Below are 25,617 nucleotides of genomic sequence, written 5' to 3'. Positions count from 1 at the left end.
ATTGTGGATCAGTCAGGTTGTGCATGGGAGCGGAAGGAAACGGGGAGGGGGCCGCGGCCCCCTCCCCGTCGTTCCTAGCTGTAGAGGGCAGGCTTGTCGTTCAGTTTCACGGCGACCTTTTCGCCGTTCTTCTGCGCTTCCACGCCGGCTTCGCAGCATGCCGCGGTGGCGTAGCCGTCCCAGGCGGTGGGGCCGCCGATTTCGCCGCGGAGTGCAGCGTCGACCCAGGCCTGGATTTCGACGTCGTAGGCCGCACCGAAGCGCTCTTCGAATCCGGGGGTGACGTTGCCGCCCCAGCGGCCGGCGCTGCGAGTGTACGGTCCCTTGTCGCCGCCAATGTTGACGATGCCGTCTTCGAACGCGGCCTGCGTGGCCACTTCATAGCCAAACTTGGCGTTGACGTAGATTTCGACGTCGGCGAGCACGCCGGACTCGGTTTCCACCAGGACATGCTGGGGATCGTGCTGGCCGGCCGGGGCGTTCTTCGTGGCCTTGCCCAGGCGGACCTGGACGCTGGTGATTTCCTCGCCCGTGAAGAACCGGATGGCGTCGAATTCGTGCACCACCGAATCGTTGATCAGCATCTCGTTGGTGAAGCCCGGCGGCGTGGTGGGGTTGCGGTGCTGGTGGTGCAGCATCAGCAGTTCGCCCAGTTCGCGGTCGCGGATGACCTGGCCCAGGGCGGCATACTCGGCGTCGAAGCGGCGCATGAAGCCCACCTGGATGCGCTTGTGGCCCAGCTTTTCCTCGGCCTGGACGATTTTCCATGCTGATTCGGCGTCGGGCGTGAGCGGCTTCTCGCAGAGGATCGGGATGTCCCTGGCAAGTGCTTTCAACAGGATGTCCTCGTGCAGGAAGCCGGGGGTGGCAATCAGTACTGCGTTGACGTCGCCGTTGTTCAGCGCCTCTTCGGCATCGGAGAGGGCCACTGCGCCCGGGATGCCTTCGATGGCTGCCTGGGCGCGGGCGAGGTCCACGTCCACGACGGCGGCGACTTCAACGCCGTGGATGCGCTTGCTGAGGCGCTGGATGTGGTCCGCGCCCATGCGGCCGGCGCCGATGACGGCGACGCGAAGGGTTTCAGTCATTGTTCTTTCCTTACGTTTCGGGTGCTTGGTCGGCTGTTAGTTGACGGCCGTGCGGGAACCGCAGGACAGCAGGTAATTGCGGGTGCGCTTGGCGATCGGCATGGGAACGTCGAAGGCCACCGGGTACATGTCCTGCTCCACGATGCCGAAGATGGGGCGGTTCAATGCCTCCACTGCTTCGATGACGGCGCGGAGGTCGGGCAGCCCGTTCGGCGGCTCGGTCATGACGCCGGCAAGGTTTGCCGCGGCCCAGGTCATGTTTTCCTCGTTGACCTTCCTGAGGATGTCCGGATTGATCTGTTTCAGGTGCAGGTAGCCGATGCGGTCCGGGTAGTTCTTGATGAGCTCCAGGCTGGAGGCCCCGCAGTATTCGGCGTGGCCGGTGTCCAGGCACAGGTTCAGGTATTTCGAATCCGTGGCGGCCAGCAGGGTTTCGATGTCCTCCTGGGCTCCGACGTGGGAGTCAGCGTGGGAGTGGAACTGCTGCTTCAGGCCGAAGTCCTCCAGCAGGGTCTTGCCCAGGCGGTTGTGGCCGGCGAACAGGTCGCTCCAGGCCTTCTCCGTGAGCTGGCCGCTTTCCACCGCTTCGCCGGTGACGTCGTCGCGCCACATGGCCGGGATGACCACGATGTGCTCGCCGCCCATGGCAGCCGTAAGCTCGGCGACCTTGCGGGCCGGTTCCCAGGCCGTCTCCCACTGGTCCAGCCCGCGGTGGAATGCAGTGAAGACCGTTCCCGCAGTGACCTTCAGGTCGCGTTGCTTGAGCTCCTCGGCCAGCCGGGTGGGGTCGTTCGGCAGGTAGCCGTAGGGGCCGAGTTCGATCCACTTGTAGCCGGATTCGGCCACTTCGTCGAGGAACCGCTCCCACGGGGTCTGCTTGGGGTCATCCGCGAACCAGACGCCCCAGGAGTCCGGTGCGGTGCCGATGATCAGCTTGTTGTCGGTCATGACAGCGTTGTCTTTCTTCTCGGGAATGGGGCTAGTTGGACGGGAAGTTGTACGAGGCACCCGAAGCGTGGGTGGGCTCGGGCCAGCGGGACGTGACTACTTTGCCACGGGTGTAGAAGGAAACGCCTTCCGGGCCGTAGATGTGCTTGTCGCCGAACAGGGATGCCTTCCAGCCGCCGAAGGAGTGGTAGGCCACGGGCACGGGCAGCGGCACGTTGATGCCGATCATGCCCACGGTCACGGAGCGCTGGAACTTGCGGGCGTTGGCGCCGGAGGAGGTGAAGATGGCGGTGCCGTTGCCGTAGGGGTTGGAGTTGATCAGGTTGATGCCTGCATCCAGGTCCTCCACGCGGACGACGACGAGGACCGGTCCGAAGATTTCCTCGGTGTAGGCGGTCATTTCAGCCTTGACGTGGTCCAGGACGGTGGGGCCGACCCAGAAGCCTTCCTCGTGGCCGGGGACCACCAGGTCGCGGCCGTCCACCACCATGGCCGCTCCCGCGGCTTCGGCTTCGGTGACGATCTTCACGATGCGTTCCTTGGAGGCGGGCGTAATGACCGGGCCCATTTCGGCGTCGGGCGCGGTGCCGTTGTTGACCTTGACGGCCAGGGCGCGCTCTTCGACCTTCTTGACCAGCAGGTCGGCGGCATCACCGACGGCGACGGCGACGGAGATGGCCATGCAGCGTTCGCCGGCGGAACCGAAGGCGGCGGCCGCGAGGTGGTCGGCGGCGTTGTCGAGGTCGGCGTCGGGCATCACGATGGCGTGGTTCTTCGCCCCGCCCAGGGCCTGGACGCGCTTGCCGTGCTTGGTGGCGGTCTCGTGGACGTACTGGGCGATCGGGGTGGAGCCGACGAAGGAGATACCGTCCACGTCCGGGTGGGTCAGGAGCCCGTCCACGGTTTCCTTGTCGCCGTGCAGGACCTGGAAGACGCCGTCGGGCAGGCCTGCCTGCTTCCACAGCTTGGCCAGCAGCATCGAGGCGGACGGGTCGCGCTCGGAGGGTTTGAGGATGAAGGCGTTGCCGGTGGCGATGGCCATCGGAGCCATCCACAGCGGCACCATGACGGGGAAGTTGAACGGCGTGATGCCGGCGACGACGCCGAGCGGCTCGCGGAAGGAGAAGACGTCGATGCCGGTGGAGACCTGGTCGGAGTAGTCGCCCTTGAGCAGGGTCGGGATGCCGCAGGCGAACTCGATGACCTCCAGGCCGCGGCCGATCTCGCCCTTCGCGTCGGAGAGGACCTTGCCGTGCTCGGCGGTGATCAGTTCAGCAAGCTCGTCCACGTGGGAAGCGACGAGTTCGCGGAACTTGAACAGCACGGTGGTGCGCTTGGCCAGGGAGATGTCGCCCCAGCTGTCGGCGGCGGCGCGGGCGGCGGCCACGGTGGCATCCAGGTCCGCCCGGTTGGCCAGCCGCAGCTCCGCGGACACGGCGCCGGTGGCGGGGTTGTAGACGGGTTGGGTGCGGGTACCCTCGCCGGCGGTCTCGGCGCCGTTGATGAAGTGGTTGATGGTGGTGGTGACGGTCGTCGTTGACATGTGTTGGACTTCCTTGGTCTGTGGGGAGTTCTAGCCGAGCAGCTTGCGCTGGCGGTTCTTGTGGTCGGTGTAGGTCTGGAAGGCCTGCCGGGTGGAATCGAGATCGGAAACCTGGGAGACCGGAACGTCCCACCATGATTCGGAGCTCGGGGCATCCAGCAGCGGGTCGGATTCGACGTGGATCAGGATGGGTCCGCCGCGCTCGGGGGCGGCCTTGGCGTCACGGATGGCCTGCTCGAGTTCGGCGATGACCTTCTCCCCCGGTTCGATCCTGATCACCTTCACGCCGAGGCTTTCGGCGTTCAGGGCCAGGTCCACCGGGAGGGTTTCGCCTTCGTCGAAGCTGTGCTGCTCCTCGTTCAGCGCCCGGTACTGGGTGCCGAAACGCTGCGAACCCAGCATCTCGGAGAGCGAGCCGATGGAGGCGTAGCCGTGGTTCTGGATCAGGACCACAATCAGCTTGATCCGCTCGGCGACGGCGGTGACCAGTTCGGTGTGCATCATCAGGTAGGAGCCGTCCCCCACCATGACCACGACGTCGCGCTGCTCACCACCGCGTGCGGCCTCCGCCAGCGCCGCGCGCTTGACCCCAAGGCCGCCGGGGATTTCGTAGCCCATGCAGGAGTAGGCGTATTCGACGTGGTAGCCGAAGGGATCCCGGACACGCCACATCTTGTGCAGGTCCCCGGGCAGGGACCCCGCGGCGCAAATAACCACGTCTTGGGCGTCCATGGCCCGGCTGGTGGCTCCGATGATTTCGTTCTGCGCCGGCAGCGGTGTGAACCGGGTGTCGAACGCCTCGTCAACGGTGGCGTCCCAGCGCTTCTTCTCGGCAGCAACCTGCTGTTCAAGGTCGGCGCCGACGCGGTAGCCTCCCAGCGCCTGGTTGAGCTTGACCAGTGCCTTGCGGGCGTCGGCCACGATCGGCAGCGTGGTGCCGTGCTTGTAGGCATCGATCGCGGCAACGTTGATGTTGATGAACTTCACGTCCGGGTTCTGGAACGCGGTCCGCGAGGCGGTGGTGAAGTCCTCGTAGCGCGTGCCGATCCCGATGATCAGGTCCGCCTCGGCAGCGATGGCGTTGGCCGCCGTCGTGCCGGTGGAGCCGATCGCACCGAGGGAGAACTTGTGGTCCCAGGGCAGGACGCCGACGCCGGCCTGGGTGTTGCCCACCGGGATGCCCGTCAGCTCGACGAACTTCGCGAGTTCGTCGTTGGCGTAGGCGTAGAGGACGCCGCCACCGGCGATGATGAGCGGGCGCTTCGCGGCACGGATGGCCTCGGCGGCACGGCGGATGTCCTCGTCGTCGGCATCGGGGCGGCGGATGCGCCACTCGCGTTCGGCCAGGAACTCCTCGGGCACGTCGAAGGCCTCGGCCTGGACATCCTGCGGGAGCGAGATGGTCACGGCGCCGGTCTCGGCCGGGTCGGTGAGGACGCGCAGTCCGTGGTGGAACGCGGAGAAGAGCTGTTCGGGCCGGGAGACCCTGTCGAAGAACTTCGACAGCGGCCGGAAGGCATCGTTGACGGTGATGTCGTAGGCATAGGGCTGTTCGAGCTGCTGCAGGACGGGGTCCGCAGCGCGCGTGGCAAAGGTGTCACTCGGGAGCAGCAGCACCGGCAGGCGGTTGGTGGTGGCCAGCGCCGCCCCGGTGAGGAGGTTCGAGGAACCCGGGCCGATCGAGGTGCTGATGGCGAACGTCTGGCGGCGCCGGGTGTGGCGTGCGTAGCCCACGGCCTGGTGCGCCTGCGCCTGTTCGTTGCGGCCCTGGTAATACGGCATGATCGCCGGATCGAGCTGCTGGTACTGCTTGAGGGCCTGGCCGACGCCGGCAACGTTGCCGTGCCCGAAGATGCCGAACGTTCCGGGGATCAGGCGCTCCCGGTAGTCCAGCCCGCCGACAGAGTCAACGGTGTACTGCTTGGAAAGGTATTCCACCACGGCCTGGGCCACGGTCATTCGACGGGTTCCGGTTGCTGTTCTCGTCCCCATGGGAAGTTACTCCGATACTTCTGCGGTGTGGGCTGATGCGGTGTGGTGAAGGAGGGAGGCGGCGGTGGCCACGGCGCCGGCAACATCGCCGTCCTGCGGATACAGGAGGGTGCGGCCGACAGTGAGGCCCTGCACGCCGGGGAGGGCCAGGGCGGCTTCCCAGGTGGCGAAGACCTCGTCCTGGGTACCTTCCGGATCCCCGCCCAACAACACCGTGGGCATGGTGGTGGCGGCCATCACGCGCTCCATCTCGGCCACTACGGGCAGCTTCATCCACGTGTACGCGCTCGTGGAGCCCAGGCCCTCGGCGATGGCGATGGACTTGATGACGGCGTTGGTGGACAGGTCGTTGCGGACCTTGCCGTGTTCGCGGACGGACAGGAAGGGCTCCACCATGGCGATCAGCTTGCGTTCAGCGAGGGAGTCGATGACTTTGGCCGTTGCTTCCAGCATGGACACGGTGTCCGGGTCGCTGAGGCAGATGCGCGTTAGCATCTTGCCGCCGTCGGCCCCCAAGGCTTCCAGGGCTGCGGCGGTGTGGCCGGTGAAGCGGTCATCGAACTCATTGACCAGGCCGGACAGGCCGCCGCGGTTCATCGATCCGAAAATCAGTTTGCCGTCGAGTGCCCCGAGCAACAGCAGGTCGTCCATGATGTCCGGCGAGGCGAGTACGCCGTCCACGTCGGGGTTGGCCAGCGCAATCTGCAGGCGGTCCAGCAGCTGCCGGCGGTCCGCCATGGCCACCGGATCGTTGCCGACCGCGAGGGCACCGCGGGCGGGGTGGTCTGCGGCGACGATGAAGTTCTGCCGGCCGTACTTAAGCCCGGGGTGGCGGCGCCGCGCCTTGGCAGCGCGGGCAATAGCGTCCGGATCCTCCAGTCGGATGGTGCTCAGGTGCGCGTAGCGGCGGGGATCATCGTCGAGGGCATTGTTCGAGGCGATGGGCGTGAGGGTCACAGTGCTGCTCCTTCGGTGGCGAACTGCCCGGGAACCAGGCGGCCGCGTTCGGCCAGCAGCGAGGTGACCTCTTCCGGCGTCGGCATCGCGTCGGCGCAGGACAGGCGGGACGCGACGATCGCGCCGGCGGCATTTGCGTAATCCAGGACCTGGGCCAGGGGCCAGCCGGACAGCAGTCCGTGGCAGAAGGCGCCGCCGAAGGAATCTCCGGCACCGAGGCCGTTGACGGTCTCCACCGGAACGGGGGCGGACACCACGCGTTCGGTGCGGGTCTTGGCCATCACGCCTTCGGGGCCAAGCTTGACGACGGCGATTTCGACGCCGGCTGCCAGGAGCCGGTCTGCCTGCTCGTCCGGGGTTCCCTCACCCACTGCGACGGCACATTCCTTGTCGTTGCCAATCGCCACCGTGACATGCGGCAGGATCTTGGCGACCTGGGCCCGGGCTTCCTCTTCCGAGGCCCAGAACATGGGCCGGTAGTCCAGGTCCAGGATGGTGTACTGGCCGTCTTTCAGGCCGGCGTGCGGGCGGGCTTCGTGGGCCTTGATGTGCGCTTCGCGGCTGGGCTCCTGGCACAAACCGGTCACGGTGGACCAGAAGATCCGCGCCTCCCGGATGGCGTCCAGATCCAGCTCTTCGGCCTTGATCTGCAGGTCCGGGGCCGTGGGAAAACGTCCGTAGAAGTAGAGCGGGAAGTCTTCCGGCGGCTTGATCGCACAGAACGTGACCGCGGTGGGCCATTCCTTCACCGGCGTAACGAACGTATCGTCCACGTTGAACTTGTGCAGTTCGCGGTGCAGGTACGTGCCGAAGGCGTCATCGCCGGTGCGGGTGATGACACCGGTCCGGCGGCCGTGCCGCGCGGCTGCCACAGCCACGTTGGACGGTGAACCACCGAGGTACTTTCCGAAGGACGTGACGTCCTCCAGATCCACCCCGATGTCGTTCGGGTAGATATCAACGCTGATGCGCCCGATCGTGAGCAGTTCGTGGGTCACGGTAATCGCGGACCTTTCTGGTTTGAACTCTGTACCTCTGAACAGATAGAGCTCCGGTTCCTGGCGGACCCCCGTGAGCGGGGCCACAACCACTACTTTGCCCTAGAAATAATGTCCTGTCAAAGGTTTGTACTGACATATTTACAACTTGGCATAACATGCCGAATAGACACCACCGGGACTGCCCGGCGGGGCCAAAAGGCCCGGGCTATTTCGGGGGAACCGCCAGTTCGCCGGTGACATACTGGGCCCGGCCGAAGCCGAAGGACCAGTCACCGGCAGTGTTCTCTACGTAGCCGATGAACACGTCCTCGCCGGCCACGCCCAGCTCTCCCAGCCTGCCGGCGATTGCCGCAAAGAGGGATTGCTTGGCTTCCTGGCCCCGGCCCCCTTGGGTGAAAATCTGGATCATCACCACGTCCGGCGTGCGCTCAAACCCCAGCCCGGCATCCTGGGCAAAGATCTGCCCGCGGGGATGTTCGGTCAGGACATGGAAGTAGTCGCGCTCGGGGATCCCGTATTCCGCCAGGATCGCATCATGGATCCCCTGGCTAAGACGGCCCAGATCCTCGGGGCTGCGGCCCTGGCTGACATCAATTCGCACGAGAGGCACGCTTTGCTCCTTCGGTAGTTTGTCCTGACATACTAACAAACTTTGAATCGAAGGGACAAGCCAAGAATGCGGGGAAATACCCCTTGCCCGGGGGCTCCGGCAGGCGTAGCCTTAAACAACCAAGAGATTGATAAAGCGATTGATTGACTAAGGCAAGGTGACTGGCAGGCCATGGACACCGGCGACGATGAACTGCTCGATGCGGCCTTCCTGGCCCTCGCCGATCCGGTCCGCCGGCGCATCATCTCCCGGCTCAGCCGGGGCCCGGCTACGGTAAACGAACTGGCGGAACCCTTCGCGATTACCAAACAGGCGGTCTCGAAGCACATCCAGGTCCTCGAGCAGGCGCAACTGGTCACCCGCACGCGTGACGCCCAGCGCCGGCCCGTCCACCTGAACCCCGCACGGCTGGAGGCGCTCACCGCATGGATTGACCAGTACCGGTTGGTCCGCGAGGGGCAGTTCCGCAGCCTCGATGCAGTACTCCAATCCAGGGCCGCCGCAGGCGGCACACAGGCAAAGGACCCATCATGAGCAACGAACTGAAACTCAGCATCCCCGAGGGACTCCCCTTCATTGACTACGAACGGGAATTCGACTTCCCGGTGGCGGACGTGTTCCGCGCCCACAAGGAACCGGACCTGATCGTCCAGTGGCTCGGCCCCCGGGGACTCAAGATGGAAATCAACTACTACGATTTCCGCACCGGCGGCAGTTACAGCTACCTCCACACGGGACCGGACGGTGCCGCGTACGGGTTCAGCGGCGTCTTCCATACTGTCCGCGAGAACGAGTTCGCCGTCCAGACCTTCGAATTCGACGGCTACCCGGACGTGGCCAGCCTCGAGTTCCTCACCTTTGAGGACCTGGGCGGCGGCCGGTGCCGCATCAAGGGCCATTCCGTCTACCCGAGCCAGGAGTCCCGCGACGGCATGGCGCAGTCCGGCATGGAGGGCGGCATGACGGAGGGCTATGAGCGGCTCGACGAACTCCTCGGCGGGGCCGCCGGCAGCCGGGTGGCCGTGGAGGGAACGGCATGAGCAACGCACTGAAGCTCGTGGCCCCGGAGAATCTGCCGTTTGTGGACTCCGAGCGCGAGTTTGATTACCCGGCGGCAGCGGTCTTCCGCGCGCACGTGGATCCCGGGCTGTTCCGGCAGTGGATCGGACCGCGGCAGCTGACCACGCGGATTGACGAGTTTGACTGCCGCCCAGGCGGAACGTACCGCTTCGTGCAGGAAGGCAGGGACGGCCGGCAGCATGCGTTCCGCGGCGTGTTCCACACGGTCCGCGAGAATGAGTTCGTGCTGCAGACGTTCGAATATGAGGGATATCCGGATGTCGTCACGCTGGAGTTCGGAACGTTCGAGGATTTGCCGGGCGGGCGTTCCAAGCTCACCGGCAGGTCCGTTTACCCCAGCGTGGAAGCACGCGCCCGGTTCCTGGCTGACGGCATGGAATCCGGCATTGCTGCCGGCTACGAACAGCTGGACGAGCTCCTCGGCCGGTGAGGCAGCCGGAAGTTAAAGAAAAGTACGACGGCGTCCGGCCACCTTCCCTGGGGAAAGCGGCGGACGCCGTCGTGCTTTTGGTGCTGTGGTGCTTCGGACCTAGAGGGTCGCGAAGACCTCGCGCAGGAGCTTGGCGGTCTCGGACGGCGTCTTGCCGACCTTGACGCCGGCAGCCTCGAGGGCTTCCTTCTTGGCCTGGGCGGTGCCCGCGGAACCGGAGACGATGGCGCCTGCGTGGCCCATGGTCTTGCCTTCCGGAGCAGTGAAGCCGGCCACGTAGCCAACAACCGGCTTGGTGACGTTTGCTTTGATGTAGTCCGCGGCACGCTCTTCAGCGTCGCCACCGATCTCGCCGATCATCACGATCGCCTTGGTCTCGGGGTCCGCTTCGAACGCTTCGAGGGCGTCGATGTGCGTGGTGCCGATGACGGGGTCGCCGCCGATGCCGATGGCGGTGGAGAAGCCCAGGTCGCGCAGTTCGTACATCATCTGGTAGGTCAGGGTGCCTGACTTGGAGACGAGGCCGATGGGGCCCTTGCCCGTGATGTTTGCCGGGGTGATGCCAACGAGGGCCTCGCCGGGGGTGATGATGCCGGGGCAGTTCGGTCCGATGATGCGGGTGACCTGCTTGCCGTTGGCGTCGACCTTGGACTGCGCCAATGCCCAGAACTCAGCAGAGTCCTGAACCGGCACGCCCTCGGTGATGACGACAACCAGGCCGATGCCGGCCTCGATGGCTTCAACAACGGCGTCCTTGGTGAACGCCGGCGGCACGAAGACGATGGAGACATCGGCGCCGGTCTCGGCAATGGCTTCCTTAACGGTACCGAAAACGGTGATTTCGTTATCGCCGTGCAGGACGGTGGTGCCGGCCTTGCGGGCGTTGACGCCGCCTACGACGTTGGTGCCGGCCTTGAGCATCAGGGCGGTGTGCTTGGTGCCTTCGCCGCCGGTGATGCCCTGGACGATGACCTTGGAGTCCTTGTTCAGATAGATAGACATGGTGCGTCCCTTTACTTAGCTGCGTTGGCGAGCTCGGCAGCCTTGTCGGCGCCCTCGTCCATGGTGGCGGCCAGGGTAACCAGCGGGTGGTTGGCCTCGGCCAGGATGCGGCGGCCTTCTTCGACGTTGTTGCCGTCGAGACGGACAACCAGCGGCTTGTTGGCGGAGTGTCCCAGCTCAGCCAGTGCACCCACGATGCCCTTAGCCACAGCGTCACAGGCGGTGATGCCGCCGAAAACGTTGACGAACACGGCCTTGACCTGCTCGTCGCCCAGGATGACGTCCAGACCGGCAGCCATAACCTCGGCGGACGCTCCACCGCCGATGTCCAGGAAGTTGGCGGGCTTGACGTTGCCGTGCTTTTCGCCGGCGTAGGCAACGACGTCAAGGGTGGACATGACCAGGCCGGCGCCGTTGCCGATGATGCCAACTTCGCCGTCCAGCTTGACGTAGTTGAGGTCCTGCGCCTTGGCCTTGGCCTCGAGCGGGTCAGCAGCATCCTTGTCTTCAAGGTGTGCGTGCTTGGGGTGGCGGAAATCGGCGTTCTCGTCCAGGGTGACCTTGCCGTCAAGGGCAACGATCTCACCGGCGCCGGTCTGGACCAGCGGGTTGACCTCAACCAGGGTTGCGTCTTCCTTCTTGAAAACGTCCCACAGCTTCAGGATTACGTCGGCGACTTTGCCACGCAGTTCCTCAGCGAAGCCTGCAGCGGCAACGATTTCGTCGGCCTTGGCCTGGTCGATTCCCACTGCGGGATCGATGGCGATCTTGGCGAGCGCCTCGGGGCGTTCGACGGCGAGCTGTTCGATTTCCATGCCGCCTTCTACCGAGCACATGGCCAGGTAGTTGCGGTTGGCCCGGTCCAGCAGGACGGAGAAGTAGTATTCTTCGGCGATGTCCGCGCCCTGGGCGATCATGACCTTGTTGACCGTGTGGCCCTTGATGTCCATGCCCAGGATGTTGGTGGAGTGCTCCAGAGCCTCATCGGCGGTCTTGGCGACCTTAACGCCGCCGGCCTTACCTCGGCCACCGACCTTAACCTGTGCCTTGACGACAGTTACGCCGCCGATCTTCTCGGCAGCTGCCTTTGCTTCTTCAGGGGTGTGCGCCACGATGCCAGCAAGCACGGGTACACCGTGCGCCTCGAACATATCGCGCGCCTGATATTCAAACAGGTCCACGGTTTAGTGTCCTTCTACGTCGAAGTAGTTTCTGTACAGCCGGACCCCACGTAGTCGTGGTTACCGGGCTGCGGAATAAACGCACCCTGCGGCAGGTTTGGAAACGAGCCACACGGCGCAATGCTCCTTTCGGAACTCTAGTCCTTTCTGCGGACCGGCCCGTTCCAGAGTACCTGTTATGTGAGTAAGGACACTATTCTATGGAGCGTAGAAAAACCCCTAGATTACGGGCTTTTTGACGCCTCCGAGGGCGTCGCTGAGGCGTTTTCACTGCCTCCGGAAACTAGTTCGTAATGGTCCCGGGAAATGAAGAAGGCAACACCGGCTGAGACGTTTCCGCAGGCCACGCCGCCGTTGTAGGCCGAGCAGCGGAGGCCGTTCCGCTCGAGGTTCTGGCCGTCCTCCAGGACGGGGAGCTGGGATACGGGGCCCGCTTTGCTGCCTTTGGGCCCGAATGCGGCTTCCATCTGGGTCACACCGGAGCGGCATTCGCCGTAGCTCGTCTTGTCCGGCGTGAGCAGGGCTGCGCCGCCCAGGAAGCCCAGGCCGGTGCCGGCGCAGTCGTCCGTGACGTCCGCGGGATCAGGTTTGGCGTACCTGGCCAGCTCGCAGTGCGCCACCGGCACGATGGCGAGCTTGTTGTTGGCGGGGTCGCTGAAGGCGTTTGGTTCATACGGCAGGTTGACGTGTTCGCCGCGCGCCGACGTGAGGGAGCAGACGGTGTTTCGGTCCGCCGTGACGAAGCTGAGTACGTCCTCGCCCGCAGAGAACGGGGCGGAGTCCGCCACGGGCGCCTGTTTCAGCTGCTCCAGCACGGGAAGCGGCGGCGGGGGCACGTAGTCCGGGTCCTTCTGCGTGACGGTGCACGCCGTGCAGGCCATCAGGAAGAGGGCGGCCAGGATCCCCAATACAGTCCGTCGCATGGCACCCATTATGCGTCATGACCGCCGTCAGCCCGCCCCGGGAGCCAGCACACTCTCGACGACGGCGGCAGCGGCGTCCGCCGGGTCACGGGTATTCAACTCTTGTTGCATGCTCCTGGCGCGGCTCTTCCAGCCGGGATCTGCCAGGACCGTTTCCACTGCCTTGGCCAGGTCCGCGGGTTTGGGCGCCTCGGTGCGCAGGTTGATGCCTACTCCCGCATATTCCACCCGGGCATTGACATCGCTTTTGCCCTCATTGATGCCGGACACCACCAGGGGTACACCCTTGGACAGGCTCAGCTGGACTCCGCCGAATCCGCCGTTGGTGACGAAAGCGTCAGTAAAGTCGAAGACTTTGGCGAAGTCCACATAGTCGCGCACCAGGATATTGGGCTGCTGATAGCGTGCCTGCAGGGCCGTAGTGCCGCGGCCGCCGGTGGCCACGATGACCAGCGCGTCCATGTCCTTTACAGCTTCGAGTGCCGGGATGATGAGCTTGTCCTGGTCGGCATTGTCGACCGTCCCCTGCGTGATCACCAGGGTTTTGGAATACCCTTTCGGCCACCCATCGCCCGGGTCGGCCGCCCCGGCGTCGGCATCCGTGGTAGCCCCTGGCAGGCGGTATGGAAGAAGGGCGCCGACATACCTGACCTTGGGATTGGCGTTGCGGCGGGGGAAGTCCAGCTGCGCCGGGCCCGTCTGGATGGTCGCGTCGGAGCAACGGTAGGGTTCGTCGGTGAGCCGCCCTCCCCGGGGCACCTCCTGACCGAAGGCTGCATGTTGCCGCCGGTAGCTTTGTCCTGCGGGTCGAAGAATGACCTTGTCCGAGATCAGGCCTGCAGCAGCCTGGAGGGCCCGTTCCACGGGATTGCGCGGCGGAAGGAACCCAAAGAAGAGCGGCGGAACCTGCGGGTCGCTTTCCATGTTGGGGATCGCCACAAAGTTCACCACCGGTTTGCCCAACAAATGCGAAACGAGCCGGTGGATGAACATGGAACTGTCCGCTACCAGGACGTCGAAGGGAAAGTCCCGGTGCAGGTCGCGGATGTCCTCGAAAAAGTTGGTGACGTTGCTGGCGAAGATCTTCTCGCCGTCGAACCCAATGGCCCGGGGCCCCTTCAGCCGTGCCCGCTCCGGATAGAGTTCCGCGAGGTTATCCGCCCGGTGCTCCGTGGCACGCCGGAACGGAAAGAGTGGAATACCCAGGCCTTGGAGCTTGTCCCGGAAAACAGGCCCTGTGTACCAGCGGACGTCGTGTCCGTGCTCCTTGAGGCGCATCGCCACACCGGTCATGGGATTGAAATGGCCGTCGACGGCCTGGCTGGCGAAAAGGACGTTCATGCGGATCTGCTCCCGGTGAGGCTGATGACACGAGCTGAGATCCCTGGACTGTAATCCTGCCGCCAAGGCCCGGCAAGGGTCGCTGCCCTGCGGCGGGACGCCTTGCCGCCCTGGAAGGGGTGTTAGGCGTCGAGCTTTGTCAGCGGTGCGTACCTCAGCAGCAGGCGCTTTTCGCCGACGCTGAACTTCACCTTGGCCACGGTCTTGTCCCCCGCGCCTTCGACTGCCAGGACGGTGCCGTTTCCGAAGCTCGTGTGGTTCACCTTGTCCCCGACGCTGACGGCAACGACTTCCTTTTGCGGCTGTACGCGGTTCTTGGCGACGGCGGCCGGAACATCGGCATTGAAGCCGGCGGAAGGGCTCGCCGGGTTGCCGCGGGCCGTGCCCGCACCCCAGAACGATCCGCCGTACCGGCTGGACCCGATGGACGCCCCGCTCCCCCAGCCGCTGACCTGCCGGGAGGTGCCTTCACGCCGCCATTCCACCAGTTCGGCGGGAATTTCCTCGATGAACTGGCTGGCCGGGTTGTACTGGCTCTGGCCCCACATGCTGCGGACTTCCGAACGCGTCACATAGAGGCGCTTCCGGGCACGGGTCAAGCCCACGTAGGCCAGCCGCCGTTCCTCCGCGAGCTCCTTGGGATCCGTGGCCGAACGCTGGTGCGGGAAGAGGCCGTGCTCCATGCCGGTAAGGAACACCACCGGGAATTCCAGCCCCTTGGCCGTGTGGAGGGTCATGAGCGTCACCACGCCCAGCCGTTTGGCTTCGGCCACAGCGGCATCGATGTCAGCGCCCGGGGCGTCCGGGATCTGGTCGGCGTCCGCCACGAGTGACACCTGTTCCAGGAAGGCGCCCAGGGAACCTTCGGGGTTCTCCTGCTCGTATTCGCGCACGACGGCGACGAGTTCCGCGAGGTTTTCCACCCGGGACTCATCCTGGGGATCGGTGCTGGACCGCAGTCCCACCAGGTACCCGGTCTGCTCCAGGACAGCTTCCAGGGCAGCAGCGGCACCGGAGCCGCTGGCCACTTCGGCGAGGTCATCCAACAGCTTCACGAAACCCAGCACCGCGTTGACCGAGCGGGTGGCCATCCCGGGCGCTTGGTCCGCACGGCGGGCGGCGGCCATGAACGAGGTCCGTTCGCGTTCGGCCAGGGCCGCCACGGCACCCTCGGCGCGGTCGCCGATGCCGCGCTTGGGTTCGTTGAGCACCCGGCGCAGGTTGACGTCGTCGTCGGGGTTTACCAGCACGCGCAGGTATGCGAGGGCGTCCTTGATTTCCTTGCGCTCGTAGAAGCGCGTACCGCCCACCACCTTGTACGGCAGGCCAACGCGCACCAGGACATCTTCAATGGAACGGGACTGGGCATTGGTGCGGTAGAAGATCGCGACGTCGCCGGGGCGCAGGTTGTCCTCGTCCTGCAGCCTGTCGATTTCCTTGGCGATGAACTGGGCTTCGTCGTGTTCGTTTTCGCCCACGTAGCCGATGATTTTGTGGCCTTCACCCTCGGCGGTCCAGAGCCTCTTGTCTGGACGGTTGGGGTTGCGGGAAATCACCGAGTTGGCGGCCGTGAGGATGTTTTGGGTGGAACGGTAGTTCTGCTCCAGCTTGATGGTGCGCGCGTTCGGATAGTCCTTTTCGAACTCCACGATGTTGCGGATGTCCGCCCCGCGGAACGCGTAGATGGACTGGTCCGAGTCGCCCACCACGGTGAGTTCGGAAGCCCCGGGACCCTCGCCCACAATTTCGCGGACCAGCGCGTACTGGGCGTGGTTGGTGTCCTGGTATTCGTCCACCAGGACGTGTCGGAAGCGCCGGCGGTACGATTCGGCGAGCGCCGGGAAGGCGCGGAACATATAGACGGTTTCGGCGATGAGGTCGTCAAAGTCCATGGCGTTGGCCTGGCGCAGCCGCTGGGTGTAGCCCTTGAAGACGTCGGCCACGGCCTGTTCGAAGGGATCGTTGTAATTGGCGGAGGAGGCGTACGAATCGGCGTCGATCAGCTCGTTCTTCAGCGCCGAGATCTTGTGCTGGATGGCCTTGGGCGCGAACTTCTTGGGGTCCAGGTCCAGGGTTTTGGACACCTGGGTGACAAGCCGCAGGGAGTCCGCGGAGTCATAGATGGAGAAATTGGACTTGAGCCCAACGTTGGCGGCTTCCTGCCGGAGGATGCGCACGCACGACGAGTGGAAGGTGGAAATCCACATGATCTTGGCGCGGCCGCCCACCAGCGCTTCGATGCGCTCCCGCATTTCCGCGGCGGCCTTGTTGGTGAAGGTGATGGCCAGGATCTCGCCGTGATGCGCCCTCCGGGTGGCGATGAGGTAGGCGATCCGGTTGCTGAGTACGCGTGTCTTGCCGGATCCGGCCCCGGCCACGATGAGCAGCGCGCCGCCGGTGTGCTTGACCGCTTCTTCCTGCTGGGGGTTGAGGCCCTGCAGGAGTTCGTCCACGCCGGGCAGCTTGGGACGTGCCCGTTCCCCCTCGGACTCTGGCCCGCCGTTCCCGTAGCGAGCCGGATCTTCCCCTGCCCCGGGGCGCGACTTGGTGAGCGCTGCCGCTTTCGGGGCAGCCTTGAACGGTCCGTCAGCATACGGGTCAAACAACATATCCATGGTGCTATAAGTCTAGGCGGTGGGGCCGACACTCACTCCCGGACCGGCCTGCGTTCGGCTCAGAGCGTGACCAGGGGGCCTTACTCCACCGAGCCGGACTCCAGAGCGGCGCGGAGCTGCCGGACCGCCGTCGTGCCTCCTGCAACGAACCACTCGAGGCCGTTGACCCGCACGACGTCTACCGCGCCGCCAGCCGCAAGCACGATGGCTTTGCCGGGGAGCCAGTCCCACTCGGGGCAGCTGTGCTGGAACCAGCAGTCGAGCTCGCCGTCGGCCACCCGGCCCAGGTCGCAGGACCCTGATCCGAACATCCGCAGCGACGCAGCAGCGGTGGCCGCGGAGTGCCAGGGCATGGCGCACAGCGGGTCCGCAAGCCATGAGGGGTGGATGTAGGTGGCGGCGCCCTGTTCGGCCAGCGGCTGCAGCGTCCGCGCGCCGCCGTCCGTATGGAATGACGTCAGCCGTTCACCGTTCAGGGTGGCCGGCCGGGTGGTTCCGCCCAGCCAGAGTTTGTCCTCTTCGGGCTGGAAAATGGCGCCAAGAACCGTACCGGCGGCGTCCTTGAGGGCGAGCGCGGAGCACCAGTACGTGGAGCCGTGCAGGAAGTTGTAGGTGCCGTCCACGGGGTCGATCACCCAGGTCCGGCCGCTGCTCCCCTCCACGGAGGAGCCCTCCTCCCCCAGGATGCCGTCGTCCGGGCGGCAGCGCCGCAGCTGTTCGAGGACATAGGCTTCGGCGGCGTGGTCGGCAGCCGTGACCACATCGGAGACCGAGGTCTTCTGTTGTCCTTCCAGGCCGCCCTGGCGCATCATGAGGGCCAGCATCCCGGCTTCCCGGACCAGTGCCTCGGCCAGTTGGTAATCGTCCAGGCCCGCGCTGAGTTCCGCCGCGCTGTGCCTGCCAAGTTTGTGTCTTCCAAGTTCCGTCACGCGTCCCAGCCTATCCGCGGCCACCGGCGCTGAACAGGAACGGGGAACAGGCGGGGACAGGAACAGCGATAATGAACCCATGGCCAAGACACCAGCACAGCGGATCAAGAAACACGGCGCCAACGCGTCCGTTCCCCAGCACCACCTGCCGCCGGTGATCAACCCCACCACCCAGCGGTCGCCGGAGAAGGCGCGGAACAACAGCAACGTGATCCTCATAGCGGGCGTGGTGGCCAGCCTTTTCCTGTTCTGGTACCTGCATTTGCTGACGCTGAACCAGCTCACGCAGCTCTCCGGCGGCCTGCCCATGCCCGATTCGCTGATCGGCGGCTTTGACCAGGGATTCGTGGACCAGCTGAGGGCGGCGATGAATGAGGAAGCCCGCGGCCAGCTCAACTACGTCCACAAGACGGCGGGAACGCTGTTTCCGCTGATTTTCGGCTTCACGTGGCTCCTGCTGATCGGGACCAATGTGGCACGCAAAACGCTCCGCTGGGCACTCTGGGCGCTCCCTCTCCTTTTCGCCGCCGTTCGGCTGTGGGGAAACGCTGCCATCGATTCCATGCTGTCCGCGTCAACGGCCGACGGCGGCCAGGTGGCACTGGCGTCCGCCCTCACCGTCAGCGGCTGGGTACTGCTCGTGGTGAGCCTGCTGGCAGGCGGCGCCGCGGTGTTCCTGGGGCGGAAGCCGAAGGGCCGCTAGAACCTCAAAAGGTCCTGATTGCTTGGGCAGCTGTCCGCACCTTCCGGGCCTTCAGCTCCTGCCGGACGCGCTGGGCAATGACCAGCCCCGTAGTGGCCAGGCCAATCGTCACCGGATAGCCCATGAACCGCTCCAGCGTGCCCGGCTCCGGGACCTCCATGCCGGTGACCCCGCCGATCACCAGCGCCCCGAAAGACACCGCCCCGCACGCAAGGATGAACCATCCCAGCGGCGACTGCCTCAGCCACAGCGTCCCTAACAGCAGCAGCGCCAGCGCCCCGCCGATGAAGTACATCAGGGCGCCGGTCAGATGCACGGCAAACCATCCGGCGTCCTCGGGCACCAGCCCCACAATGATTGTCCCGGCGCCCGCGGTAAAGGTGAGGACCTTGGCCGCGAGGGCCGCGAACCAGGGAACACGGTGGCCGGGACCGAAGGCGAGCCGGACGCCGGGCCGGGCTGCGACGCACAGGAGTGCCGAGCTGAGGAGCAGCGCCCCCACCAGCATGCCCAGGCCCTGCACCACGAACGAGGCATTCATCACCGCATGCAGGGGCGAACACACGTCCCTGCCCTCATAAAGGCCGCAGTGGACGGCCCCGAGATCGCTGATGTAGCCGGTCCGGCGGTCGTAGGGCTGCGGACCGGCCCAGGCCGCGATCACTGCCGTTTCAGCCACGAAATACTGCAGCACGCTCAGCTTGGCCCACGCCCCGAAATACAGCCGGGTGGAGGCTATGTCCGGGAGGAATCCCGCCCGGATGGACGTTGCTGGTGTTGCTGCAGTCATGCCAAGAGCGTAGTACGCGCCTGTACCTTGTATGCTTGTATCCGTGCCCGAACAGGACGGCCTGGTGCCAACCAATTCGGACGCCCGCCCTCGTAGCTCAGTGGATAGAGCACGGCTCTCCTAAAGCCGGTGTCGTTGGTTCGATTCCAATCGAGGGCACTTGAACTTCCAGCCGCAGAATGAATCGCAGACCCAGGCGCAGGATTTCGATCTGCGCGCCTACCTGCTGGGCAGCTGGTCTGTAGAGCGCACCCTGTGGGACCGCAGCTCCGACGCCCGCGGAACCTTCACCGGCGTCGTCCGCTTTTCCCCGAACGGCGGCGGCGGCCTTGCCTTCCATGAAGAGGGCACCATGCGCTGGCCTACTCCCGCCGGCGACACGTTCACCGGCCCCGCAAGCCGGGACTACATCCTGCATCCCACGGCCGCCTCCGACTCGATGGAGATGACGTTCCCCGACGGCCGGCCGTTCCACCGGATGAGCTTCCGGGCCGAGTCCAGCCACGACGAGCACTGGTGCGACCCGGACACCTACCGCGTCACCTATGCGCTCCGGGGCCCGGACGAATTCAGCTATTCCTGGGACGTTCGCGGGCCGCGGAAGAACCAGCTCCTGGAATCCGTGCTGCGCCGGCTGGCGCGGAATGGAACAGGTCCGGACGGGCCGGCGCCGGACGTGGCGGGCTCCAATGGGCTAGGGTCGTAGCCGTGAAAGACCGTATTGTTGTGTCCGCCGTCTGCGTCTATGACGATCGGGGCCGCCTGCTGACCGTCCGCAAGCGCGGCACGGACAAGTTCATGCACCCCGGCGGCAAGCCCGAATCCGGCGAAACCGCAGCCCAGGCCGCTTCGCGTGAACTGCTGGAGGAAGTGGGCATCGAGGTGGCGCCCGAAGACCTGCGGCCCATGGGCGTCTGGCTCGCCGACGCCGCCAACGAGGCCGCCACGGACATTGAGGCTACGGTGTTTACCGCTCCGGGCACCTGGAGAGCGCACCCCTCGGCGGAGATAGCCGAAATCCGCTGGCTGGACCTGGGCGCCGAGCTGCCGGCCGACCTTGCACCCCTGCTGACGGACCACATCCTGCCCGCCTTGGCGGCGGACCGCGCGTAGGGCCGGGCCTAGAACTCCGGAACGGCCTCTTCCACCACGGCGTTCGCTTCCGCGAACTGGGTGCGGTAGAGCTCCGCGTACCGGCCTTCCGCCGCGAGCAACCCGGTGTGGGTGCCGCGTTCCACGATGGCCCCGTCCTCCACCACCAGGATCATGTCCGCGGCGCGGATGGTGGACAACCGGTGGGCGATCACGACGGCGGTGCGGCCCTCGAGCGCTGCCCCCAGTGCAGCCTGCACGGCCGCTTCGTTGGTGGAATCCAGGGCGGCGGTGGCTTCGTCAAGGATGACTATGCGCGGCTGCGCGACCAGCAGCCGGGCAATCGTGAGGCGCTGGCGTTCACCGCCGGAAAGCCGGTAGCCGCGTTCTCCCACCACTGTGTCAAGGCCGTCGGGCAGGGACCGGATCATGTACTCGAGCCGGGCCTGGCGCAGCACATCCCACATGTCCGCTTCGGTGGCGTCCGGGCGGGCCAGCCGCAGGTTGGACGCGACGGACTCGTGGAACAGGTGCCCGTCCTGGGTCACCATGCCGAGGGTCGCCCGCATCGAATCAAAGGTGGCGTCACGGACGTCCAGGCCGGTCCCGGGCACTGTTCCGCCGAGGCGCACGGCGCCCGAATCGACGTCGTACAGCCGGGACAGCAACTGGGCGATGGTGGACTTGCCGGCCCCCGAGGACCCGACCAGGGCAACGGTCTGGCCCGGTTCCACCCGGAAACTGATGCCGTGCAGCACTTCTTCGCCGCCGCGGGTGTCCAGGGTGGAGACGTCCTCGAGCGACGCCAGCGACACCTTGTCCGCTGCGGGGTAGGCGAACCGGACGTCGTCGAACTCCACCGAGACGGGACCCGGCGGCACCTCGACGGCGTCGGGCTTCTGCTGGATCAGGGGCTTGAGGTCGAGGATTTCGAAGACCCGCTCAAAACTGACCAGGGCGCTCATGATTTCCACCCTGGCGTTGGAGAGCGCGGTGAGCGGCGCGTACAGTCGGGTGAGCAGCAGTGCCAGCACCACGACGTCGCCCGCGGCGAGCTGGCCGCCCAGCGCAAGCCAGCCGCCCAGCCCGTACACCAGGGCTAGGGCCAGAGCCGAGACCAGCGTCAGCGCGGTGACGAACGTGAACTGGAGCATGGCGGTGCGCACACCGATGTCACGCACCCGTCCGGCGCGGACGGCGAACTCACGGGATTCCTCGTCCGGGCGGCCGAAGAGCTTGACCAGCGTGGCGCCGGGCGCGGAGAACCGCTCGGTCATCTGGGTACCCATGGCGGCGTTGTGCTCGGCAGCCTCGCGCCGCAGGTCGGCCAGCTTGGAACCCATCCGGCGGGCCGGGATGAGGAAGATCGGCAGCAGGATCATGGCCAGCACGGTCACCAGCCAGGACTTGCCCAGCATGACCACGAGGGTGAGCGCCAGGGCCACCACGTTGCTGACCACGCCGGACAGCGTGCCGGCGAAGGCCGACTGCGCGCCGATGACGTCGTTGTTCAGCCGGCTGACCAGGGCCCCTGTGCGGGTGCGGGTAAAGAAGGCGATGGGCATTTTCTGGACGTGGTCGAACACCTTGGTGCGCAGGTCCACGATCACACCCTCACCGATGGTGGAGGACAGCCAGCGGGTCACGAGCCCCAGCCCGGCCTCGGCCACGGCCACGACGGCGATGAGCACCGCCAGCCGGATCACGACGTCGGTGCCGGCGCCTGCGATGATGGCGTCCACCACCTGGCCGGCAAGGACCGGGGTGGCCACGGCCAGGACAGCCATGGCGATCGAGAGCAGCACGAAGGCGATCAGCTTGCGGCGGTGCGGCCGCGCGAAGCCGAACACGCGCTTGAGCGTCGCCTTGGAGAACGGCTTGGAACCGCTGGCGGCCCGCGTGATGTTGTAGAGGGAGCTCCACGCTACCCGGTCCATGCTCATCGTGTCTGGCCTTTCATGGCGCCGTTCCTGGCGCCTGGTGATGTCGCGGATGGTACGGACCCACCGGCGAGTAGTTCGGTCACCACACCGTCCTCCACGTTCCAGCGGACGTCCAGGCGCACATTTTCCAGCAGCCTGCGGTCATGCGTCACCAGGAGCAAGGCGCCGTCGTAGCTTTCCAGTGCCTCTTCGAGCTGCTCGATGGCGGGCAGGTCCAGGTGGTTGGTGGGCTCGTCCAGGACCAGAAGGTTCACGCCGCGGGCCTGCAGCAGGGCAAGCGCCGCGCGCGTCCGTTCGCCTGGTGAGAGCGAGTCGACCGGGCGCGAGGTGTGGTCCGCTTTGAGTCCGAACTTGGCCAGCAGGGTGCGGACTTCCGCCGGGGTCAGCTCCGTCAGGACAGCCTCGACGGCGTCACCGAGGTTGAGGTCACCGGCCAGCAGACCGCGGGCCTGGTCGATTTCGCCAATGGCCACAGAGGCGCCCATGGCGGCGTTGCCGGAGTCCGGCTGCCGGATCCCCAGCAGGAGCCGGAGCAGCGTGGACTTGCCGGCCCCGTTGGGACCGGTGATGCCTATGCGCTCCCCGGCGTTGAGTTGCAGGTTCACCGGCCCCAGCGTGAAGTCACCCTGGTGGACGACGGCGTCCCGCAGCGTTGCCACAATGGCACTGGATCGCGGGGCCTGGCCGATGCTGAACTGCAGCTGCCACTCCTTGCGCGGCTCTTCCGCTTCGTCGAGCCGGGCGATCCGGGATTCCATCTGCCGCACTTTCTGGGCCTGCTTTTCCGAGGATTCGGTGGAGGCCGCACGGCGGATCTTGTCATTGTCAGGGCTCTTCTTCATGGCGTTCCGGACGCCCTGGGAGCTCCACTCGCGCTGGGTCCGGGCGCGGGAAACGAGGTCCGCCTTCGTGTTGGCGAACTCCTCGTACCGCTCCCGGGCATGGCGGCGGGCCACGGCGCGTTCCTCCAGGAACGCCTCGTAGCCGCCGTCGTAAACGGCCACGGAGTTCTGGGCTAGGTCCAGTTCCACGATGGTGGTGACACAGCGGGCCAGGAACTCACGGTCGTGGGATACCAGGACCGCACCGCCGCGGAGCCCCTGCACGAACGCCTCCAGCTTGGCCAGCCCGTTGAGGTCAAGGTCGTTGGTGGGCTCATCGAGCAGGACCACGTCGAAGCGGCTCAGCAGCAGGGCGGCCAGCGCCACGCGTGCCGCCTGCCCGCCGGACAGCCCCGTCATGAGCGCCTCCGTCCCCACGTCCAGCCCCAGGTCGGCAAGGACCGGCGCGATCCGTTCGTCCAGGTCCGCAGCACCGGAGGCCATCCAGCGGTCGAAGGCCAGGGAGTAGGCGTCATCGGCGCCGGCGGCTTCCGAGCCCAGGGCCTCCGCCGTTGATTCCATGTCTGCCGTTGCCTGTGCACAGCCGGTCCGGCGGGCGACGTACCCCGCCACTGTCTCACCGGCGACGCGTTCGTGTTCCTGCGGCAGCCAGCCAACGAAGGCATCGGCCGGGGCCAGGCTCACCGATCCGGCCAGTGGCTGGTCCACCCCTGCCAGCAGCCGGAGAAGGGTGGATTTGCCGGCGCCGTTCGCGCCAACAACGCCCACAACGTCGCCCGGGGCCACGGTGAGGGAGAGTTTTGAGAAGAGTGTGCGGTGGTCGTGACCGCCCGAAAGATCTTTGGCAACAAGGGTTGCAGTCATTAGTCCATCCTCTCACTGCGGCCCAAAACGGCCTGAAATCCCGCCGGGCATGGAAGAACCCGCTGGTCCGGACTTGGGGGGTGTACGGACCAACGGGTTCGACCATCTAGCATAGTTCACATACCCCCCGCCGTAAAATCGACTGTCGCTACTCCAACCGCCCCACCCCGCAGGAAGCCATCCATGCCACTCCCCGCCAAGGCGTTCCAACGCTGGCTTCACGGAATAGCGCCCCAGGCGAGCACTGCCGATATCTGCAGGATCTCGGGGGTCAAGCGGACCACCCTGGCGCAGCAGCTGGTCCGCGGGAAGGTGGCGGAAAGCACCGTCGTCAGCATCAGCCGCGCCTTCAATATCAACCCGGTGGCGGCGTTGGCCACGTTCGCGAGTTACAGCGAGCTTGCCGGAAGCCCCGTGCTGCCCACTGCCGCGGAACTGGTCAGCCAGATCGCCACCATGGACCTCCTGAGTGCGGTCATTGCCCGCTCCGCCGGTGCAGCGGGCGGCGGCGACGCGGATGGGCCGCCGCTCACACCCGCGCCGCTCACACCCGCGCCGCATACGACCTCCGTGAAGAACTGGGTAGACGCAATCGACGACGGCGAACTCCGGCACCGGGTTTCCGCCGCCACCGGGATCGCCCCCCAGAATTACTCCGCGCAGCTGACCGCCAACCGGCTGACCCCGGAGTTGGCCATCGCCACGTCCAGGGCAGCCGGCGTTGGGCCGACGGGCGGCCTGGTGGCCACGGGAATGATTACCGAGTCCGAGGCCGGCTGGCCGCCCGGCGCACGGCAGGCAGCCCTGGACGCCTTGTCCGACGGCGAGCTCGCCGCCCTGGCCGGCGAGCGGCTGCAGGCGCTGGGAAGGACCCTCAAGCGCCAGGAACAAGACAACCAACAAACCAAAACGATCTGGGAGAACCTCGGATGATCGAGATCCTGCAATGGTCCACCCTGGCCGTCTGCTGCGCCGCTGCGGTGGCGCGAATTCCAAGTGCGGTCAGGGGTGAGAACAGGTCACTCTTTTACATCTTCATGCTGGCCACACTCGCAATCCTCCTGAGCATTGACGGCCCGTACGTTGCCATCGACGGCCTGCTCGGCGGCAGCAACGTCGCCAACCTCATCCTGCGCTTCGTCCTATTCGCCGTCATCTTTTTCATTGGGCTGCGTTGCGTTAATGCCTTCGGCGCCGATAAACAGAGGCGCTGGCTGGTCGGGCTGCCCGGACTGCTGGTGTTTGGCCTCATCTCTGCCGTCATGGTCGTCTTTTTCACCATGATGGATTCGTTTGGCTCGTCGGCGGGGCTCATTGCGGTGTACGAGCGCAGCACCCGCAATGCCCACCTGGTGGAGTATTACGGTGCAGCCGGGCGCGCCTACCCGGCCTACGTTTCCCTGGTCCTCCTCCCCGCCATGGTGAAGGCGGTTGGCGGCCGGCTGCCGGGGCTGGTGCGGGCGGGTGCCCTCCTGCTGGCCATCGGCGGTGTCTGCCTGACCGTGAGCCTGCTGTTCCCCTTCTTCCCGGCACAGTTGACTCCCCTGAAGTTCGTCATCAATTACGGGGCCGCGCTGTGCTTCGTGGTGGGCCTCGCCGCCTTCTGGATCGCAAGGGTTCGGGCAACGCAATCCGCCCCGCAAAGGTCATCTACTGCAAAGTAGAGTTAGGGCTTTCACAAAATCATTAGAACATGAGAGAATCATGAATGTGTGAAAGTGGCTTCTGCCGGGAGTCGGGAAT

At 65.9% G+C, this 25,617-nt stretch carries 24 protein-coding genes and 1 tRNA gene; 9 read left to right on the top strand and 16 right to left on the bottom strand.

Translation table 11 applies throughout. From position 1 onward, the window contains the following. Positions 1–74: 74 nt before the first annotated feature. The 7 genes from J7I79_RS03700 to J7I79_RS03670 all read right to left on the bottom strand — a co-directional run bounded on the left by J7I79_RS03700 (position 75) and on the right by J7I79_RS03670 (position 8,139). On the bottom strand, positions 75–1,088 hold the full coding sequence (locus tag J7I79_RS03700) for a Gfo/Idh/MocA family protein (protein WP_214950424.1): 1,014 nt from the start codon (positions 1,086–1,088) through the stop codon (positions 75–77). Between the two features lie 36 nt (positions 1,089–1,124). Beyond that, on the bottom strand, positions 1,125–2,036 hold the full coding sequence (locus tag J7I79_RS03695) for a sugar phosphate isomerase/epimerase (RefSeq protein WP_214950422.1): 912 nt from the start codon (positions 2,034–2,036) through the stop codon (positions 1,125–1,127). Between the two features lie 31 nt (positions 2,037–2,067). Further along, a complete protein-coding gene (locus tag J7I79_RS03690) occupies positions 2,068–3,579 on the bottom strand; it encodes a CoA-acylating methylmalonate-semialdehyde dehydrogenase (protein WP_214950421.1) in 1,512 nt (503 codons plus the stop codon). A gap of 30 nt (positions 3,580–3,609) precedes the next feature. Beyond that, positions 3,610–5,538, bottom strand: a complete 1,929-nt coding sequence (iolD, locus tag J7I79_RS03685) for a 3D-(3,5/4)-trihydroxycyclohexane-1,2-dione acylhydrolase (decyclizing) (protein ID WP_214950826.1) — start codon at positions 5,536–5,538, stop codon at positions 3,610–3,612. A 39-nt stretch (positions 5,539–5,577) separates the two neighbouring features. After that, positions 5,578–6,528 carry a deoxyribose-phosphate aldolase gene (locus J7I79_RS03680; protein WP_104173609.1) on the bottom strand — a complete coding sequence of 317 codons (951 nt, stop codon included), beginning with the start codon at positions 6,526–6,528 and terminating at the stop codon, positions 5,578–5,580. After that, positions 6,525–7,526, bottom strand: a complete 1,002-nt coding sequence (gene iolC / locus J7I79_RS03675) for a 5-dehydro-2-deoxygluconokinase (protein ID WP_214950419.1) — start codon at positions 7,524–7,526, stop codon at positions 6,525–6,527. Before iolC ends, J7I79_RS03680 begins: the two co-directional genes overlap by 4 nt. A gap of 208 nt (positions 7,527–7,734) precedes the next feature. Then, the gene (locus tag J7I79_RS03670; RefSeq protein ID WP_214950416.1) at positions 7,735–8,139 is read right to left on the bottom strand and encodes a tautomerase family protein; all 405 of its coding nucleotides are present in this window, start codon (positions 8,137–8,139) and stop codon (positions 7,735–7,737) included. Between the two features lie 171 nt (positions 8,140–8,310). Here J7I79_RS03670 and J7I79_RS03665 point away from each other — a divergent pair, with 171 nt between their 5' ends. Genes J7I79_RS03665 through J7I79_RS03655 form a run of 3 tightly spaced genes read left to right on the top strand, consistent with a single transcriptional unit; the run spans position 8,311 to position 9,649 of the window. Continuing rightward, positions 8,311–8,673 carry a helix-turn-helix transcriptional regulator gene (locus J7I79_RS03665; protein ID WP_214950414.1) on the top strand — a complete coding sequence of 121 codons (363 nt, stop codon included), beginning with the start codon at positions 8,311–8,313 and terminating at the stop codon, positions 8,671–8,673. Then, on the top strand, positions 8,670–9,179 hold the full coding sequence (locus J7I79_RS03660; protein WP_214950412.1) for an SRPBCC family protein: 510 nt from the start codon (positions 8,670–8,672) through the stop codon (positions 9,177–9,179). The genes J7I79_RS03665 and J7I79_RS03660 overlap by 4 nt, the downstream gene beginning before the upstream one ends. Continuing rightward, positions 9,176–9,649 (top strand): SRPBCC family protein, encoded by a 474-nt coding sequence (locus J7I79_RS03655; protein WP_214950405.1) that lies wholly within the window; start codon positions 9,176–9,178, stop codon positions 9,647–9,649. Before J7I79_RS03660 ends, J7I79_RS03655 begins: the two co-directional genes overlap by 4 nt. Before the next feature lie 99 nt (positions 9,650–9,748). On the opposite strand, the gene sucD is transcribed toward J7I79_RS03655, so the two are convergent. The 6 genes from sucD to J7I79_RS03625 all read right to left on the bottom strand — a co-directional run bounded on the left by sucD (position 9,749) and on the right by J7I79_RS03625 (position 17,640). Beyond that, entirely contained in the window at positions 9,749–10,651 is a 903-nt protein-coding gene (gene sucD, locus J7I79_RS03650; protein ID WP_214950403.1) for a succinate--CoA ligase subunit alpha, read from the bottom strand. A gap of 11 nt (positions 10,652–10,662) precedes the next feature. Further along, positions 10,663–11,832: an ADP-forming succinate--CoA ligase subunit beta gene (gene sucC / locus J7I79_RS03645; RefSeq protein ID WP_214950401.1), complete on the bottom strand. Its 1,170-nt coding sequence runs from the start codon at positions 11,830–11,832 to the stop codon at positions 10,663–10,665. Between the two features lie 224 nt (positions 11,833–12,056). Beyond that, the gene (locus J7I79_RS03640; RefSeq protein ID WP_214950399.1) at positions 12,057–12,764 is read right to left on the bottom strand and encodes a hypothetical protein; all 708 of its coding nucleotides are present in this window, start codon (positions 12,762–12,764) and stop codon (positions 12,057–12,059) included. An 18-nt stretch (positions 12,765–12,782) separates the two neighbouring features. Further along, on the bottom strand, positions 12,783–14,096 hold the full coding sequence (locus J7I79_RS03635; RefSeq protein WP_214950398.1) for a glycosyltransferase: 1,314 nt from the start codon (positions 14,094–14,096) through the stop codon (positions 12,783–12,785). Positions 14,097–14,218: 122 nt separating this feature from the next. Continuing rightward, a complete protein-coding gene (gene pcrA / locus J7I79_RS03630) occupies positions 14,219–16,711 on the bottom strand; it encodes a DNA helicase PcrA (protein ID WP_214950396.1) in 2,493 nt (830 codons plus the stop codon). 80 nt (positions 16,712–16,791) lie between these two features. After that, positions 16,792–17,640: an inositol monophosphatase family protein gene (locus J7I79_RS03625; RefSeq protein ID WP_214950389.1), complete on the bottom strand. Its 849-nt coding sequence runs from the start codon at positions 17,638–17,640 to the stop codon at positions 16,792–16,794. 79 nt (positions 17,641–17,719) lie between these two features. Here J7I79_RS03625 and J7I79_RS03620 point away from each other — a divergent pair, with 79 nt between their 5' ends. Then, positions 17,720–18,343 carry a hypothetical protein gene (locus J7I79_RS03620; protein ID WP_214950387.1) on the top strand — a complete coding sequence of 208 codons (624 nt, stop codon included), beginning with the start codon at positions 17,720–17,722 and terminating at the stop codon, positions 18,341–18,343. A gap of 4 nt (positions 18,344–18,347) precedes the next feature. Here J7I79_RS03620 and J7I79_RS03615 read toward each other — a convergent pair whose 3' ends face one another. Continuing rightward, on the bottom strand, positions 18,348–19,133 hold the full coding sequence (locus J7I79_RS03615) for a DUF998 domain-containing protein (RefSeq protein ID WP_214950386.1): 786 nt from the start codon (positions 19,131–19,133) through the stop codon (positions 18,348–18,350). Positions 19,134–19,219: 86 nt separating this feature from the next. On the opposite strand from J7I79_RS03615, the gene J7I79_RS03610 reads away from it, so the two are divergent. From J7I79_RS03610 to J7I79_RS03600, 3 genes are all read left to right on the top strand, one after another. Next, positions 19,220–19,292: transfer RNA gene (locus J7I79_RS03610), tRNA-Arg, on the top strand. Position 19,293: 1 nt separating this feature from the next. Beyond that, entirely contained in the window at positions 19,294–19,839 is a 546-nt protein-coding gene (locus J7I79_RS03605) for a DUF6314 family protein (protein WP_251042347.1), read from the top strand. A gap of 2 nt (positions 19,840–19,841) precedes the next feature. After that, the gene (locus J7I79_RS03600) at positions 19,842–20,246 is read left to right on the top strand and encodes an NUDIX domain-containing protein (protein ID WP_214950384.1); all 405 of its coding nucleotides are present in this window, start codon (positions 19,842–19,844) and stop codon (positions 20,244–20,246) included. An 8-nt stretch (positions 20,247–20,254) separates the two neighbouring features. Here the strand turns inward: J7I79_RS03600 and J7I79_RS03595 are convergent, their stop codons facing one another. Next, complete coding sequence (locus J7I79_RS03595) at positions 20,255–22,168, bottom strand: ABC transporter ATP-binding protein (protein ID WP_214950381.1); 1,914 nt, start codon at positions 22,166–22,168, stop codon at positions 20,255–20,257. Next, on the bottom strand, positions 22,165–23,874 hold the full coding sequence (locus tag J7I79_RS03590) for an ABC-F family ATP-binding cassette domain-containing protein (protein ID WP_251042346.1): 1,710 nt from the start codon (positions 23,872–23,874) through the stop codon (positions 22,165–22,167). Before J7I79_RS03590 ends, J7I79_RS03595 begins: the two co-directional genes overlap by 4 nt. A gap of 183 nt (positions 23,875–24,057) precedes the next feature. On the opposite strand from J7I79_RS03590, the gene J7I79_RS03585 reads away from it, so the two are divergent. Next, positions 24,058–24,807, top strand: coding sequence for a hypothetical protein (locus tag J7I79_RS03585; RefSeq protein ID WP_214950379.1), 750 nt, complete (start codon positions 24,058–24,060; stop codon positions 24,805–24,807). Next, entirely contained in the window at positions 24,804–25,538 is a 735-nt protein-coding gene (locus J7I79_RS03580; RefSeq protein WP_214950377.1) for a hypothetical protein, read from the top strand. Before J7I79_RS03585 ends, J7I79_RS03580 begins: the two co-directional genes overlap by 4 nt. Positions 25,539–25,617 lie beyond the last annotated feature (79 nt).

The organism is Arthrobacter sp. ISL-69 (genome assembly GCF_018613775.1).
Classification (GTDB): Bacteria; Actinomycetota; Actinomycetes; order Actinomycetales; family Micrococcaceae; genus Arthrobacter.
This window is presented reverse-complemented; position numbering and strand designations above follow the sequence as displayed.